The 14,595-nt window shown below is 63.4% G+C and carries 14 protein-coding genes; 8 read left to right on the forward strand and 6 right to left on the reverse strand.

What is annotated here, in order from left to right; all coding sequences use genetic code 11:
- Positions 1–60 precede the first annotated feature (60 nt).
- Complete coding sequence (locus tag AC2FMM_RS15925) at positions 61–885, reverse strand: ChaN family lipoprotein (RefSeq protein ID WP_496797075.1); 825 nt, start codon at positions 883–885, stop codon at positions 61–63.
- Positions 882–1,760: an RNA polymerase factor sigma-32 gene (locus AC2FMM_RS15930; protein ID WP_496682065.1), complete on the reverse strand. Its 879-nt coding sequence runs from the start codon at positions 1,758–1,760 to the stop codon at positions 882–884. Before AC2FMM_RS15930 ends, AC2FMM_RS15925 begins: the two co-directional genes overlap by 4 nt.
- Positions 1,761–1,861: 101 nt before the next feature.
- Between AC2FMM_RS15930 and cobU the strand changes: the two genes are divergently transcribed.
- The 4 genes from cobU to AC2FMM_RS15950 all read left to right on the forward strand — a co-directional run bounded on the left by cobU (position 1,862) and on the right by AC2FMM_RS15950 (position 5,474).
- A complete protein-coding gene (gene cobU, locus AC2FMM_RS15935; RefSeq protein ID WP_496682068.1) occupies positions 1,862–2,383 on the forward strand; it encodes a bifunctional adenosylcobinamide kinase/adenosylcobinamide-phosphate guanylyltransferase in 522 nt (173 codons plus the stop codon).
- A complete protein-coding gene (locus AC2FMM_RS15940; RefSeq protein ID WP_496797076.1) occupies positions 2,380–2,958 on the forward strand; it encodes a histidine phosphatase family protein in 579 nt (192 codons plus the stop codon). Before cobU ends, AC2FMM_RS15940 begins: the two co-directional genes overlap by 4 nt.
- A 58-nt stretch (positions 2,959–3,016) precedes the next feature.
- Entirely contained in the window at positions 3,017–3,895 is an 879-nt protein-coding gene (locus AC2FMM_RS15945) for a glutathione S-transferase (RefSeq protein WP_496797077.1), read from the forward strand.
- A 64-nt stretch (positions 3,896–3,959) separates the two neighbouring features.
- Complete coding sequence (locus AC2FMM_RS15950; RefSeq protein WP_496797078.1) at positions 3,960–5,474, forward strand: YifB family Mg chelatase-like AAA ATPase; 1,515 nt, start codon at positions 3,960–3,962, stop codon at positions 5,472–5,474.
- Here the strand turns inward: AC2FMM_RS15950 and gshB are convergent.
- The 3 genes from gshB to rsmI all read right to left on the reverse strand — a co-directional run bounded on the left by gshB (position 5,471) and on the right by rsmI (position 7,695).
- A complete protein-coding gene (gene gshB / locus AC2FMM_RS15955) occupies positions 5,471–6,403 on the reverse strand; it encodes a glutathione synthase (RefSeq protein WP_496797079.1) in 933 nt (310 codons plus the stop codon). The genes AC2FMM_RS15950 and gshB overlap by 4 nt on opposite strands.
- Before the next feature lie 61 nt (positions 6,404–6,464).
- Positions 6,465–6,836 carry a YraN family protein gene (locus AC2FMM_RS15960; RefSeq protein ID WP_496688114.1) on the reverse strand — a complete coding sequence of 124 codons (372 nt, stop codon included), beginning with the start codon at positions 6,834–6,836 and terminating at the stop codon, positions 6,465–6,467.
- 1 nt (position 6,837) lies between these two features.
- Positions 6,838–7,695, reverse strand: a complete 858-nt coding sequence (gene rsmI, locus AC2FMM_RS15965; RefSeq protein ID WP_496797080.1) for a 16S rRNA (cytidine(1402)-2'-O)-methyltransferase — start codon at positions 7,693–7,695, stop codon at positions 6,838–6,840.
- Positions 7,696–7,783: 88 nt separating this feature from the next.
- Here rsmI and AC2FMM_RS15970 point away from each other — a divergent pair, with 88 nt between their 5' ends.
- From AC2FMM_RS15970 to murJ, 3 genes are read left to right on the forward strand one after another with little or no spacing between them, the layout of a single operon-like run.
- Entirely contained in the window at positions 7,784–8,944 is a 1,161-nt protein-coding gene (locus AC2FMM_RS15970; protein ID WP_496742212.1) for a penicillin-binding protein activator, read from the forward strand.
- A complete protein-coding gene (locus AC2FMM_RS15975) occupies positions 8,904–11,723 on the forward strand; it encodes a [protein-PII] uridylyltransferase (RefSeq protein WP_496797081.1) in 2,820 nt (939 codons plus the stop codon). The genes AC2FMM_RS15970 and AC2FMM_RS15975 overlap by 41 nt, the downstream gene beginning before the upstream one ends.
- Positions 11,720–13,261, forward strand: a complete 1,542-nt coding sequence (murJ, locus tag AC2FMM_RS15980; RefSeq protein ID WP_496797082.1) for a murein biosynthesis integral membrane protein MurJ — start codon at positions 11,720–11,722, stop codon at positions 13,259–13,261. Before AC2FMM_RS15975 ends, murJ begins: the two co-directional genes overlap by 4 nt.
- Positions 13,262–13,264: 3 nt before the next feature.
- On the opposite strand, the gene AC2FMM_RS15985 is transcribed toward murJ, so the two are convergent.
- On the reverse strand, positions 13,265–13,951 hold the full coding sequence (locus AC2FMM_RS15985; protein ID WP_496712941.1) for a rhomboid family intramembrane serine protease: 687 nt from the start codon (positions 13,949–13,951) through the stop codon (positions 13,265–13,267).
- A gap of 86 nt (positions 13,952–14,037) precedes the next feature.
- Here AC2FMM_RS15985 and trpS point away from each other — a divergent pair.
- A partial coding sequence (gene trpS, locus AC2FMM_RS15990; protein WP_496797083.1) for a tryptophan--tRNA ligase occupies positions 14,038–14,595 on the forward strand: 558 nt, incomplete at its 3' end.

The raw sequence follows: 14,595 nt of genomic DNA on the forward strand, positions 1-14,595 counted from the left end.
AGCCTTTCCCGGTCGCAGTCGGACCCGACACTATGCCACGCATGGCCCGAGTTCCAGCGGTTAATCCTGCGTCTCGAACGCCTTGCAGGGGTCCTCGCGATCGGCGGCGGGACTGTTGATCACCGCATCGAATTCACCGGTCAGCGCACCGTCTTCGGCCTGCCCCAACACGAACAGCCTCAGCCCCGGCTGCAGACGGCTCAGGAAGGTCGGAATGCCCTGATCCTTGCGCGCATGCCCATTGCCCGTGATCACCGCCACCGGTCCGCCGGTCTCATCCACCGCGCGCAGGATGGCGCGGGCCAGAACCGCATCGCGCAGGCGTTGGATGGCGACCAGCTGTGGCAAAATCTCGGCGGGCATGGCGTTGCAGTGGGCCGCCTGCTGCTCGGCCTCGCGCGCCGCCTGATCCTCGGGGGCCAGCGGCACGGTCAGGCCGTATCGCGCCGCATCCGCGCCCAGCGCGGTCGCGGCCCCGCGCTCCATCGCGGCCCGGGCAGCCGCACGGGGCACCATAGCTCCATAGACCGGGGCGTTCGAAGCCTGAAAAACCGGATAATACATGCTGAGCGGTGGCCATCCGGATTCGGCCCAGCGCAGGATGCGCGACAGTTCCTCGGGGTTTGACGCGGCCGTCTGCGCCAGACGCTGCGCGCCCTCTTCGGTGACCATTTCCCAAACGACGGCCAACGGCTCGATCGCTGCAATTGCCTCGGTCTGCACCACGTGATGGCGCGGGTTGTCGTGAACCTCGCCCAGGATGACCACATCGGCCTGTTTCATCAGGGCTAGAACATCGTCGGGTATGTATTCACCGGCCGCCGCCGCGCGCGCCAAACCGGTGAGGGAAACGGCAGCCGCCGTCAGAATCGCAAGAAATCTCATGCGAAGAAGTGTTGCACCTCGCGCGATTGCCCTTCAAGGCTCTTGCGCATTTTCACGAAGGCCGCCGCCTCGAGTTGGCGCACGCGCTCTTTCGACAGGCCCAATTCCTGACCGAGGCTTTCCAGCGTCCGCGCCGGGTCGCGCAACTTTCGCTCGCGCACGATGAACCGTTCCCGGTCGTTCAGCGCCTGCATCGCCGTGATGAGCCATTCCCGCAATTGGCGGGTGTCGTGTCCATGTTCCACGAGTTCGGCGGCCTGCGCGCTGTCATCCTCCAGCGCGTCGATCCATTCGCGTCCATCTTCGTCGGCCGACTGCACGGCGTTCAGAGAAAAATCGGACCCAGCCAGCCGGCCATGCATCATTTCGACATCACGCAGCGGAACACCAATCTCGGCCGCGATCATCTGGTAAAGCTGGTGCCGGTCCAGTTCCAAACCATCGGACGCGGCTTCGCGCTCCAGCCGCGCCTGCACCCGGCGCATGTTGAAGAACAGGGATTTCTGGGATGACGTCGAACCGGTCCGCACCATCGACCAGTTGCGCATCACGTAGTCCTGAATGCTGGCCTTGATCCACCACACCGCATAGGTCGAGAAGCGAACCCCGCGATCCGGGTCGAACTTGTCTGCTGCCTTCATTAGGCCCAGCCCGGCCTCTTGGATCAGGTCATTCATCGGCGCGCCATAGCGTTTGAACTTGGCCGCCATTGAAATTGCCAATCGCATATAGGCCATAATCAATCGGTGTAGGGCCTGTTCGTCGCGCTCATCGCGCCAAGCGTAGGCCAGGCGCAATTCGGTTTCCGCATCCAGCAATTCGGCTTTCATAGCCTGCCGGGACATCGAGAAGTCGTTCGGGTTATCCAGTGCCATGCAGCTCTCCCATCTGTCGTAGGCGCCGCCGGTCTTGCCTTGCCGACGTATGCTCGATACGCAAGGGCGCACCGGGTGGATCACTGTAAAGGTAGTAAAAAATGCATCCCGATTTAACCTTTGTGCTGGGTGGCGCGGCGTCGGGAAAATCTGCATTTGCCGAGCAACTCTCTGTTTCAACAGGAAAAACCCGCGTCTACCTGGCAACATCACAAGTGTTTGATGATGAGATGCGCCTAAAAATCAGGCGCCATGTGGACCAAAGAGGCGACGGCTGGCACACGATCGAAGCCCCGATGGACCTGCGTCCGGCGCTGGCGGGGCTGAGCCCGGATCAGGTCTGCCTGATCGATTGCGCCACGATGTGGCTCAGCAATCACTTGCTTGCCGACAGCGATCTTGAACGGGAACAGGCCGCCCTTTTGGCCGCGCTACGGACCTGCCCCGCGCAGGTCGTGATGGTCTCGAACGAGGTGGGACACGGTATCGTTCCCGACAATGCGCTGGCCCGCAAATTCCGCGAGGCGCAGGGGCGGCTGAACATTGCCCTCGCCGCCCAAGCCGATCTGGTGGTTCAGGTCATCGCGGGACTACCGCAGGTCTTGAAAGGCCAGTTGCCGTGACCCGGTTGCATTTGGTCCGTCACGGCCCGACCCATGCCAAGACGATGGTGGGCTGGTCCGATATTCCCGCCGACCTGAGCGACCACGCGGCCCTCACACGCCTGCACGACCACCTGCCGCGGGATGCGCTGGTCATTTCCTCGGACCTGTCGCGCGCTGCGGATACGGCCACGGCAATTCAAGGCACGCGCCGCCGCCTGCCGCACCACCCCGACCTGCGCGAGATCCATTTCGGCACTTGGGAAATGCGCACCTTTCCCGAGATCGAGGCAGAAGACCCCGAACTGGCCTTTGCCTATTGGGACAGCCCAGGCGACGTGCGTCCGCCCAACGGTGAAAGCTGGAACGCGGTTCGCGCGCGGGTCGACGCGGCGATCGACGGTTTGATCGCTATGCATACAGGCGCCAATCTGGTCATCGTGGCTCATTTCGGCGTGATCCTGACCCAGGTACAGCGTGCCTTGGATCTGGACGCGCAACAGACCTTCGCCCATCGCATCGACAACCTGTCGGTGACCGAGTTGGCGTTTGACGGCAAAACCTGGTCGGTCGGCCGGATCAATCATCTTCCGTGAATACAACGCACACAAATCAGCGTTTTACCGATGTCAGGCGTTCGGCCATCCTTGGGCCATGACATATGACCTTTTCATCGGGGACCGCCTGTTTTCAAGCTGGTCCATGCGCGGATGGCTGATGCTGGAAAAATTCGGCCTGCCCTACACGACCCACATGATCGGCCTGTATTCGGGCACGATGGCCCGGGACATGCAGCCGCTGGCCCCGGCCCGTCTGGTCCCTGCGCTGCGCCTGCCCGACGGCACGGTGGTCGGCGAAAGCCTCGCCATCGCCGAGACGCTGGCCGAACGCCATCCCGATGCCCAGCTTTGGCCGCAAGACGCCGCCGCCCGCGCAACCGCCCGTTGGCTTTGTGCCGAGATGGCCGCCGGGTTCCATGCCCTGCGGTCAGCCTGCCCCATGCAACTCAAACACCGCTGGAAAGGGTTTGAGCCGTCCGGCGAAACCCGCGCCGATCTGACCCGGATCGAGACCCTGTGGGCGCATGCGCGCAAAATTTCGGGCATGGAGTCCGGCCCGTTGTTCGGCAGCTATTCGCTGGCCGATGTGTTCTATACGCCGGTCGCGGCCCGGATCATCGGCTACGGTCTGCCCGTATCCGCGCAGAACCACGACTATTGCATGGAGTTGTTGTCGGACCCGGCGGTTCGACAATGGCGCGCGATGGGTCTAACGGTCGACTACGACCCGTTCCCCTATGACCAGCCGCTCGACGCCGAGCCTTGGCCGATCGGCGAGGCCTCGACAGCCCGCGCAGTTGAGGCGGGGCCGTCGGTCAATGACCTCTGCCCCTATTCCGGCGAACCGGTGACCGCATTTCTCGAACTGGACAGCAAACGATGGGGCTTCTGCAACACTTTCTGCCGCGACAAAACCGTGGCCGACCCCGGAGCGTGGCCGAAATTCACGCAAATGATCCGGCAAGCGGTGTGACCGTTAACCATTCCTAAACCGGCGCCATGGCAGCAAGGCCCTGTTAACCACGAACAGGATCGCCATGGTCGCCCGCGCTCATACCGTTGCTTTTCAGGGGGTCGAGGCCCGCCCGGTCGAGGTGCAATGCGCCGTATCCCCAGGGCTGCCCGCCTTTTCAATCGTCGGCCTGCCGGACAAGGCCGTGTCCGAGGCCCGCGAACGCGTGCGAAGTGCGCTAAGTGCAATGGCCATTGCGCTGCCATCCAAACGCATCACGATCAACCTGTCGCCCGCCGACCTGCCCAAGGAAGGCAGCCATTTCGACCTGCCGATCGCGCTGGCCCTGCTCTGTGCCATCGACATCCTGCCCGCCGACGCCGCCGAAGGCACCATGGCTCTGGGCGAGCTTTCGCTGGACGGCTCATTGGTACCCGTGGCCGGCGCCCTGCCCGCCGCGATGACCGCCGCGGCCGAGGGCCGCACGCTGCTGTGTCCGCGCGCGTCAGGTGCCGAGGCGGCCTGGGTCGACGCAACCCAGGTGATCGGGGCCGCGTCCCTGGGCGACGTCGTGCGCCATTTTACCGGTCAGTCGCCCTTGTCGGTCGCCCAACCCGGCGAGGTCAGGTTGGAGCCCTCGACCCGCGATCTGCGCGACGTCAAAGGGCAGGAACGGGCAAAACGCGCGCTGGAAATCGCGGCAGCCGGCCGTCACCACATGATCATGATCGGCACGCCGGGATCGGGCAAATCCATGCTGGCTGCCCGCTTGCCCGGCATACTGCCGCCGCTGACGCCCACCGAGGCGCTGGAGACCTCGATGATCCAATCGCTGTGCGGTATGCTGGACGAGGGCGGCATCAGCAGGACCCGCCCGTTCCGCGAGCCGCATCACACGGCATCGATGGCGGCGATCGTAGGCGGCGGAAAAGGCGCGAAACCCGGCGAGATTTCCCTAGCCCACAACGGCGTCCTGTTCATGGACGAGTTCCCCGAGTTTCCGCGTACGGTTCTGGAAACCCTACGCCAGCCCATCGAAACCGGCGAGGTCATGGTCGCCCGCGCCAACGCCCATGTGAAATACCCCTGCCGGTTCATGTTGGTGGCGGCAGCGAACCCCTGTAAATGCGGATATCTCAGCGACCCGTCCCGCGCCTGCTCGCGCGCGCCGGTCTGCGGCGAGGACTATCTGGGCCGCATCTCGGGGCCGCTGATGGACCGGTTCGATCTGCGGATCGAGGTGCCGCCCGTGGGCTTTACCGACCTTGACTTGCCGCCATCCGGAGACAGCTCGGCCACCGTTGCCACGAGGGTGCAGCAGGCGCGCGTTGTTCAGGCCCGGCGCTTTCAGGACACGCCCGGCATTCGCCAGAACGCCGATATCGAGGGCAATCTGCTGGAAGAGGTCGGCGCTCCAGACGCCGAGGGCAAGGACCTGCTGGTCAAGGCGGCCGAACGGTTCGGCCTGTCGGCGCGGGCCTACCACCGTATTCTGCGTGTGGCCCGCACCATTGCGGATCTCGAGGGCGCGCCCGATGTGCGTCGCCCCCATGTGGCCGAGGCGCTGAGCTATAGGATCAGCGCCCGAGTTGCGGCTTAGACCTTGGCCTCAATCGCCTGCCAGATCTTTTCGGCAATATTGGTTCCGTTGAACCGCTCCAATTCCTGGATTCCTGTCGGCGAAGTCACGTTGATTTCGGTCAGATAGTCGCCGATCACGTCGATGCCTACGAAGATCTGGCCTTTTTCCTTCAGCAGCGGTCCGATGGCCGCGCATATCTCAAGATCACGGTCGGTCAGGCCAATCTTTTCGGGGCGACCACCCACATGCATGTTCGACCGCGTTTCACCCTCGGCTGGAACGCGGTTGATCGCGCCGACTGGTTCGCCATCTACCAGGATCACCCGCTTGTCGCCGTTGCGCACATCCGGCAGGAATTTCTGAACGATCAGCGGCTCTCGCGAGAAACCGGTGAACAACTCGTGCAACGAGGTCAGGTTGCGGTCATCCGCATCGAGGCGGAACACGCCGGCCCCACCATTGCCATAGAGCGGCTTGAGGATGATGTCGCCGTGCTTTTCCTTGAACGCCTTGATGGTCCGCAGATCGCGGGCGATCGTGGTTGGCGGAGTCAGGTCAGGGAAATCCAGAACCAGCAGTTTTTCCGGGTAGTTGCGCACCCAGAACGGATCATTCACCACCAGCGTCTGCCCGCGCAGCCGATCCAACAGGTGCGTTGAGGTGATATAGTGCATGTCGAACGGCGGGTCCTGCCGCAGCCAGACGACATCGAAATCCGCAAGATCAACCTCGCGCTCAGGCTCCAGAACCGCCGGCTGGTCAGCAACCCGCTGCACCGTCATGTCGTGACCGCGGGCGGTGATGCGCCCCTCTTGATAGGCCAGTTGATCGGGTCCGTAGTAAAACAGCTGGTGGCCGCGGGCCTGGGCTTCTTCGGCCAGCCGGAACGAGCTGTCGGCATTGATGTCCACGGCCCCAATCGGGTCCATCTGAAAGGCGATTTTCATGGCGTGTCCCTCGTGTTCACGCCAGATACATGGCCCAGCGGGGACGGGTGTTCAATGGCGATCAGCCCTGACCAAAGGCGTTTTCGACGATTTGCACTGCGCCCGTTGCATCCACCAGAGCCGCATCGAACCGGACATTGGTCAGCTGTCCGCCCGGTTCCTGCGCCAAATACTGCGCCGCCGAGGCATATATCCGGTCGATCTGGCGCTTGCTGATCCGTGCGGCGGCGCTGTCAAAGGTTTGGCTTTTCTTGACCTCGACGAACACAAGGCCCTGCGCATGCCGGACGATCAGGTCGATCTCGCCCCCCGCGCCGCGCCAACGCCTGTGACAGACCTCGAACCCTCGTCTTTCGTAGTCGGCAGCGACGCTGTGCTCGGCCGCTTGCCCGGCGTGATAGGAAACCGAGCCCTGGACCGACCGTCGCGCCATATCATCCCTTTCCCAGTTGCAGAGCCTTTTGGTAAATCGGCCGCCTTGGCAAATCATACATCCTGGACACCAGATCTGCCGCATCCCGCACCGAGTGCGTTTCCAGAGCCTGTCGCAGCGCCTCTTCTACATCTGAATCATTAACGGCTTGTGAATGGGCACGGTCCACCAGCAAGACGATCTCGCCCTTCACGGTGGCATCTCGATACTGCTCGGACAGCTCTGCCAAGCTACCCCGCCGGACTTCCTCGAACTTCTTGGTCAGTTCACGACAGACCGCGGCCTGTCGCTCGTCGCCCAAGACTTGCGCCAGATCCGACAGGCATGCCCGCAAACGCTTGGGGGATTCGTAGAATACCAGCGTTCCGGGAATGTCGCGCAGCGCCTCGATCCGTGTTCGGCGGGCGCCTGACGCGTTCGGCAGGAAACCGACGAAAAAGAAGGCGTCCGTCGGCAGGCCCGCCAGGGTCAGCGCCGTCACTACAGCTGACGCACCGGGGGCGCAGGTCACGGTGAATCCGGCCTCGGCCGCCTGCTTGCCCAGGTCGTAACCCGGATCGGCGATCAGCGGCATCCCCGCCTCGGAGGCGTAGGCCACCGACTTGCCCTGTGCCAGTTCGTCCATGATCCGCTCGCGCGCGCCCGTGCCGCTGTGATCGTGATAGGACAGAATGCGCCGCCCTTCGAGCGGCACGCCGTGGATCTCCATCAGTTTGCGCAGGCTTCGTGTGTCTTCCGCGGCGATCACATCCGCCGAGGCCAGAACATCCAACGCCCTCAGCGTGATGTCGCGCGCCGTTCCGATCGGTGTGGCAACGAAATACAGCCCCCCCGCCAATCTAACCTTTTGGAAATTCAATGCTGGACCCTCGCAGCGTGACGTTTATTATCGCGGCGGCACCAAACAGCAGCGTCCCGTGCCGCCGGATCAGGGAGTTTTCATCGAGATGTCCACCGTTTGCAACCCCGTTCGCAAGATCGCGAAAATCGCCATCGGCATTGCCACTGCTGCGTTTCTGGCCGCCTGCGAGCCGGGCGCGACCGGCCGGGGCCCCTCGATCGATACCTCCGAGCCGGTTCCCGTTGCGCTGCTGGTGCCTCAGTCCAGCGATCCGTCGCTGGCCCAAAGCCTCGAGAACGCCGCGCGTCTGGCGATGGCGGATCTTCAGAACGCCCGGATCGACCTGCGGGTCTATGACACGGCCGGAAATCCGAACACCGCGACCGCGTCGGCGCAGCAGGCGGTGGCCGACGGCGCCAAGGTCATTCTGGGGCCCGTCTATGCCCAGGCCGCCAATGCGGCGGGGCTGGCAGTGCTGAGCAAGAACGTGAACGTGCTTTCGTTTTCGAACAACACCAGCATCGCGGGCGGCAATGTCTTCGTGCTGGGGCCGACCTTCGACAACACGGCCCGCCGGCTGATCAATTTCGCAGGCCGGCAGGGCAAATCGAAAATGGTTGTCGTCTACAGCAACGACGCCGCCGGGCAGTTGGGACGCGCCGCGATCGCTAACGCCCTTAGTGGCAGCCGAGTCGCCAATGCCGGCGAGGTCGGCTTTGACCGGTCTCAGCAAGGCGTGATCGACGCGGTTCCGGCGATCAAGGCCACGGTGGATCAGACCGGAGCGGATTCGATGTTCCTGACCGCCACGACCGCCGGCGCGCTGCCGTTGTTCACCCAATTGCTGCCAGAGGCCGGCGTGTCCCCCGCCCTGGTGCAATATATCGGCCTGACACGGTGGGACATCCCGGCGCAGACTCTGGAGTTGCCCGGGGTCCAGGGCGGATGGTTCGCCCTGCCCGATCCGGCCAAGGCCCAAGCCTATCGGCAGCGCTACAACGCGACCTATGGCGAGGCCCCGCACCCGATCAGTGGGTTGGCCTATGACGGTATCGCAGCCATCGGCGCCTTGGCCAGCCAGGGCAATTCGAACGCCCTGTCAGCGGCCGCGTTGACGCAGAACGCCGGGTTCCAGGGGGTGGGCGGCATCTTCCGTCTACGACCGGACGGCACCAACGAACGCGGTCTGGCGGTTGCCACGATCCAGAACAAACAGGTGGTTGTGATTGACCCTGCCCCACAAAGCTTCTCCGGCGCCGGTTTCTGAACCGCTTGCGCTGGCTCTGCAGCCCAGCGGCCCGCTGATCTGTGACGCCTCTGAGATTTTCGACAGCGATGCGATCGGCGCCCGGTTGTCAGCGGCCCTTATGGATACCTCTGACACGGCGGCGGCCCGCGCTGCGGTGGTGCGCGTGTTGCGCGACGCGCAAAAGGCCGGGCGTCAGGCCATTGCCGAAGCGTTCACCGCCCGCCCTTTCGACGCCCGTCCATTGACCCGGTCCTACACCTATCTGACCGACGGGCTGGTCTGCACCGCGTTGCAGGTGGCCAGCACCCGGCTGCATCCGCTGGCGAATCCGACCCAGGGTGAAAAGATCGCCGTGATGGCGGTCGGCGGGTATGGGCGTGGGGAAATGGCACCGTTCTCGGATGTCGATCTGCTGTTCCTGACGCCCTACAAGATCACCGCTTGGGCCGAAAGCGTGATCGAATCCATGCTGTACATGCTGTGGGATCTGCGGCTAAAGGTCGGTCATTCGTCGCGCACGATCCGCGACTGCCTGCGCCTGGGCGAGGATGATTTCACGATCCGGACCGCGATGCTGGAGCACCGGTTTCTGGGCGGCGACGCGGCCCTGGCCGCCGAGCTCGAACAGCGGCTGAAATCTGACCTGTTCAAGGGCTCGGAACGCGAATTCATCGAGGCCAAGCTGCACGAACGGGACGCGCGCCACCTCAAACAGGGCGAGCGCTACGTGGTCGAGCCCAACGTGAAAGAAGGCAAGGGCGGGCTGCGCGACCTGCAGTCGCTGTACTGGATCGCCAAATATATCTACGGCGTGCAAGATGTGGCCGAGCTGGTGCCTCTCGGTCTGTTTACCGCCGACGAGCTCAGAACTTTCTCCCAAGCTGAAGAATTCCTGTGGGCGGTGCGCTCCCACCTGCATCTGGTTACCGGGCGGGCGACCGAGAAATTGACCTTTGATCTTCAGGTCGAAGTTGCCGAGCGTATGGGATACGAGGACCGCGCGGGACGTCGTGGGGTCGAAATCTTTATGCAGCGCTACTTCCGCGAGGCCACACGAGTCGGTGAGTTGACACGGATTTTTTTGACGAAGCTCGAAGCGGCCCACATGAAGAGCGCGCCCCTGCTGGAACGTATCTTCAGCCGCAAACCGCGGGTCAAGCCGGGGTACAAGGTGGTGCACGGGCGTCTGGACGTGGCCGACCCCGACAGCTTCCTGTCCGACAAGCTGAACCTGCTGCGCCTGTTCGAAGAGGGCCTGCGCACCGGTATGCTGATCCACCCCGATGCCATGCGGTTGGTCACCGCCAACCTGCACCTGATCGACGATGACATGCGTAACGACAAAGAGGCGCGGCGCATCTTTCTGGATCTGATGCTAAAACACGGCAATCCCGAACGCGCGCTGCGCCGCATGAACGAACTGGGCGTTCTTTCGGCCTTCATCCCCGAATTCGAGCCCATCGTGGCGATGATGCAGTTCAACATGTACCACAGCTACACCGTGGACGAACACACGATCCAGTGCATCACAAACCTGGCGCAGATCGAACGCGGCGAGTTGGTCGAGGCGCTGCCCTTGGCCTCGTCGATCCTGAAGGGCGGTGTGAACCGTCGGGTGCTGTATGTCGCGCTGTTGCTGCACGACATCGGCAAGGGCCGCCCCGAGGATCATTCGATTCTGGGGGCCCGGATTGCCCGCACGGTGGCGCCGCGGCTGGGGCTAAACAAGAAGGAATGCGAAACCGTCGAATGGCTGGTGCGCTATCACCTGCTGATGTCGGACATGGCGCAGAAGCGCGACATTTCCGACCCGCGCACGGTCCGCGACTTCGCCAAAGCGGTGAAAACCGTCAAACGGCTGGACCTGCTGACGGTTCTGACGGCCTGCGACATCCGCGGGGTGGGGCCCGATACCTGGAACAACTGGAAGGCCACCTTGCTGCGCGCGCTGCACGCCGAAACCAAGCGGGCGCTGGAAACCGGGATGGAGGATCTCAACCGCGCCAACCGGGGCGCCGAGGCCAAGAAGGCGCTGCGCGAGGCGCTGGCGGGCTGGTCCAAGGTCGATCTCAAGACCGAGACCGCGCGGCACTATGACCCGTATTGGCAGGGTCTGAACCTCGAAACCCATGTCGAGTTCGCCGAAATGCTGCGAGCGCTGGAACACGGCGGCGACCCCGGCGCCATGGAAATCCGCCTGCACCCCGACGAGGACCGCGACGCTACCCGTGCCTGTTTCGCCATGGCCGACCATCCCGGCATCTTTGCCCGCATCGCCGGGGCGCTGGCGCTGGCGGGGGCTAACGTCGTGGATGCGCGCAGCTACACCACCAAGGACGGTTATGTCACCGATGCCTTCTGGATCCAGGATTCCGAAGGTCACCCCTTTGACACGGCCCGCTTGCCACGCCTGACCCAGATAATACACAAGACATTGAAGGGCGAAGTGGTCGCCCGCGACGCGCTCAAGTCTCGCGACAAGATCAAGAAGCGGGAAAAGGCGTTCAATGTTCCGACCCACATCACCTTCGACAACGAAGGTTCGGAAATCTACACCATCATCGAGGTCGATACCCGCGACCGCCCTGGCCTGCTGTACGATCTGGCCCGAACTCTTGCGGCGGCCAATGTCTATATCGCCAACGCGGTGATCGCGACCTATGGCGAGCAGGTGGTGGACACGTTCTATGTCAAGGACATGTTCGGGCTGAAATACCATTCCGAGTCCAAGCAGCGCGCGCTTGAGGCCAAGTTGCGCAGCGCCATCGCCGAAGGCGCCGAGCGGGCGGCCTCATGAAGCAGATCCGCCTGTTTTCGGGCCTGTTCACGGTCGGGTTCTGGACCCTGGCCAGCCGCATTCTGGGATTTGCGCGCGAAATCCTTCTGACCGCGCTGATCGGCCCGGGGCCCGTGATGGACGCCTTTGTTGCGGCCTTCCGCCTGCCCAACATGTTCCGCCGATTCTTCGCCGAGGGCGCTTTCAACGCGGCCTTCGTTCCGATGTTTTCGAAACGGCTGGAAGGCGGCGAGGACGCGCAAGGGTTTGCGCAGGATGCGTTCAACCTGCTGGCAACGGCTGTTCTGGCGCTGGTCGGGCTGGCCATGGTCTTCATGCCGGGGCTGGTCTGGCTGACGGCCGAGGGGTTTTATGGCGACGAACGTTTCGATCTGGCGGTCGGTTACGGATATGTCGTCTTTCCCTACATCCTGTTCATGTCTCTGGCCGCGCTGTTTTCCGGGGTTCTCAATGCCACGGGGCGCTTCGCCGCCGCTGCTGCGGCTCCGGTCCTGCTGAACATCTTCGCCTGCACGGCACTGATCCTAGGCGCGGTAACCGGGGGCGAGGTCATCCGTTGGCTCATTGCCGTCATACCCATTGCCGGGGTCGCTCAACTGGCGTTGGTATGGGTCGCCACCGAACGCGCCGGAATTCGCATCCGGTTCGGCCGACCAAAGCTCAGCCCTGACATGCGCAAGATGGTTCGGATCGCGGTACCAGCCGCCCTTGCGATGGGGGTGACTCAGGTCAATCTGGTCGTAGGGCAGCTGGTCGCGTCAAAGACCGAAAATGCCGTCAGTTGGCTGTTCGCTGCCGACCGGCTGTATCAGCTGCCGCTGGGCGTGGTCGGCATCGCCGTGGGCATCGTGCTGTTGCCCGACTTGTCGCGTCGCCTGCGCGCGGGTGACGGCGATGGTGCGCGCAACGCTTTTTCCCGCGCCGGAGAATTCACCCTCTTGTTGACTATTCCGGCAACCGTGGCCTTCGTGCTCGTCCCGGTCCCGCTGGTTTCGGTCCTGTTCCAACGCGGCCAGTTCACCCCCGAAGACACGGCTGCCACCGCACTGGCCGTGGCGGTCTATGGCGTCGGCCTGCCGGCCTTCATGCTGCAAAAGCTGCTGCAACCGCTGTTCTTCGCGCGCGAGGATACCCGTTCGCCCTTCCGGTATGCCGTGGTGGCTATGGTCATCAACGCCGTTCTGGCTTTTGGGCTGTACCCGATCGTCGGCTGGATCGCCCCAGCCATTGCGGCCTCGGCCGCCGGGTGGGGCATGGTGGCGCTGTTGGCACTGGGTGCCCGGCGCATGGGCGACGAGGCTCGTTTCGACGACAGGTTCAAGCGCCGCGCGCCCAGAATATTGGTCGCTTCAATAGGAATGGGTGTGGCGCTGGTCGTGGCAATGCAGATGTTCGGCTGGGCATTCGACATTCCGGGTTGGCGGTATCTGGCGTTACTGGCCCTGATCGTGGTCGCCGCAGTGTCTTACTTCCTTCTGGGCCACCTGCTGGGTGCGTTCCGCCTGTCCGAGTTCCGGTCCGCCCTGCGAAGGTCCTGACCGTCAATCCCGCCGGATACGCCCCACCAGCCGCGCCCATCCTCCCGGTGCCACGAAAAACGACAGCGCGAACCCGGTCGCGAACCCACCCAGATCGGCAACCCAATCCGAGGTGCCGCCGAAGATCAGGCCGAACAGCAGTTGGATGCCCATCAGCACCGCGATCAACTGGAATGCCCGTGCCTGGTTCTCTCCGACCAGCGACAGCCTGCGCCATAGCAGCCAGGTGAACGCGCCGATCAGGCCATAGACCGGCGGGAAGCCCCCGACCAGCGGATAGCGCGGGTCCAGCAGCACCGCATAGGCCAGCGCCCCGCCCACGCCGGACAGCACAAAGATCACCAGCATCGCAAAACCGCCAAACACCTCGCCCACCATCTTGCCCATCGCCAAAACAAAGACGCAGACAAAAAGCGCCTGGGTAAAACTGCCTGACACGAAGGGGTAGGTGAAGAATCGGATCACATGCTCGACCGGCCAACGCCCGTTCATCACCATCCAGTCGAAGATGTCGGCCGAGAAGGAATAGCGCTGGATCGCCTCCAGCCGCCAGCCTACCGCGCCGGGTCCGCCGACTAGGCCGCGCGTGCCGAGGGTGAAGGCCAGTTCGATCCCCATGATGAACAAGACCAGCGCCACCACCACGGGTGGCAGGGGGTTCACGGGGGGTGTGTAGTGCTCGCTGCTCATCGGGCGGGCCTTTCGCGGCTGTTGACGTCCCTTTGCCTCATGGGTAAGCGACGGAGGCTTATTTTTCCAGACGGGAGTTCCCTTCCATGACCGAGACCAAGTTCACGCCGCGCGTGTTTTCCGGCATTCAGCCCTCGGGAAACCTGCATCTTGGCAACTACCTTGGTGCGCTCAAGCGTTTTGTGGACATGCAGGGGCCGGAGATGGAGACCGTGTACTGCATGGTCGATCTTCACGCGATCACCGTCTGGCAGGATCCCAAGGAACTGGCGCATTCCACGCGCGAGCTGTGCGCGGGCTTCATCGCCGCCGGCATCGACCCCGAACAGTCGGTCCTGTTCAACCAGTCCCAGGTGCCCGAGCACGCGCAACTGGCCTGGATCTTCAACTGTGTCGCGCGCATGGGCTGGATGCAGCGCATGACCCAGTGGAAGGACAAGGCTGGCAAAAACCAGCAGAACGCTTCTCTGGGTCTGTTCGCCTATCCCTCGCTGATGGCCGCTGACATTCTGGTCTATCACGCGACCCATGTGCCGGTGGGCGACGACCAGAAACAGCACCTTGAACTGACCCGCGACATCGCCATCAAGTTCAACCACGACTATGGCGTCGATTTCTTCCCGATCACCGAGCCGGTGATCGAG

It is taken from the genome of Ruegeria sp. BHSC043 (assembly GCF_059612985.1).

Bases quoted from the DNA above. Each gene is read 5' to 3' on its own strand.
- AC2FMM_RS15925 (WP_496797075.1), bottom strand. From the start codon at position 885: ATGAGATTTCTTGCGATTCTGACGGCGGCTGCCGTTTCCCTCACCGGT.
- AC2FMM_RS15930 (WP_496682065.1), bottom strand. From the start codon at position 1,760: ATGGCACTGGATAACCCGAACGACTTCTCGATGTCCCGGCAGGCTATG.
- cobU (WP_496682068.1), top strand. From the start codon at position 1,862: ATGCATCCCGATTTAACCTTTGTGCTGGGTGGCGCGGCGTCGGGAAAA.
- AC2FMM_RS15945 (WP_496797077.1), top strand. From the start codon at position 3,017: ATGACATATGACCTTTTCATCGGGGACCGCCTGTTTTCAAGCTGGTCC.
- AC2FMM_RS15950 (WP_496797078.1), top strand. From the start codon at position 3,960: ATGGTCGCCCGCGCTCATACCGTTGCTTTTCAGGGGGTCGAGGCCCGC.
- gshB (WP_496797079.1), bottom strand. From the start codon at position 6,403: ATGAAAATCGCCTTTCAGATGGACCCGATTGGGGCCGTGGACATCAAT.
- AC2FMM_RS15960 (WP_496688114.1), bottom strand. From the start codon at position 6,836: ATGGCGCGACGGTCGGTCCAGGGCTCGGTTTCCTATCACGCCGGGCAA.
- AC2FMM_RS15970 (WP_496742212.1), top strand. From the start codon at position 7,784: ATGTCCACCGTTTGCAACCCCGTTCGCAAGATCGCGAAAATCGCCATC.
- murJ (WP_496797082.1), top strand. From the start codon at position 11,720: ATGAAGCAGATCCGCCTGTTTTCGGGCCTGTTCACGGTCGGGTTCTGG.
- AC2FMM_RS15985 (WP_496712941.1), bottom strand. From the start codon at position 13,951: ATGAGCAGCGAGCACTACACACCCCCCGTGAACCCCCTGCCACCCGTG.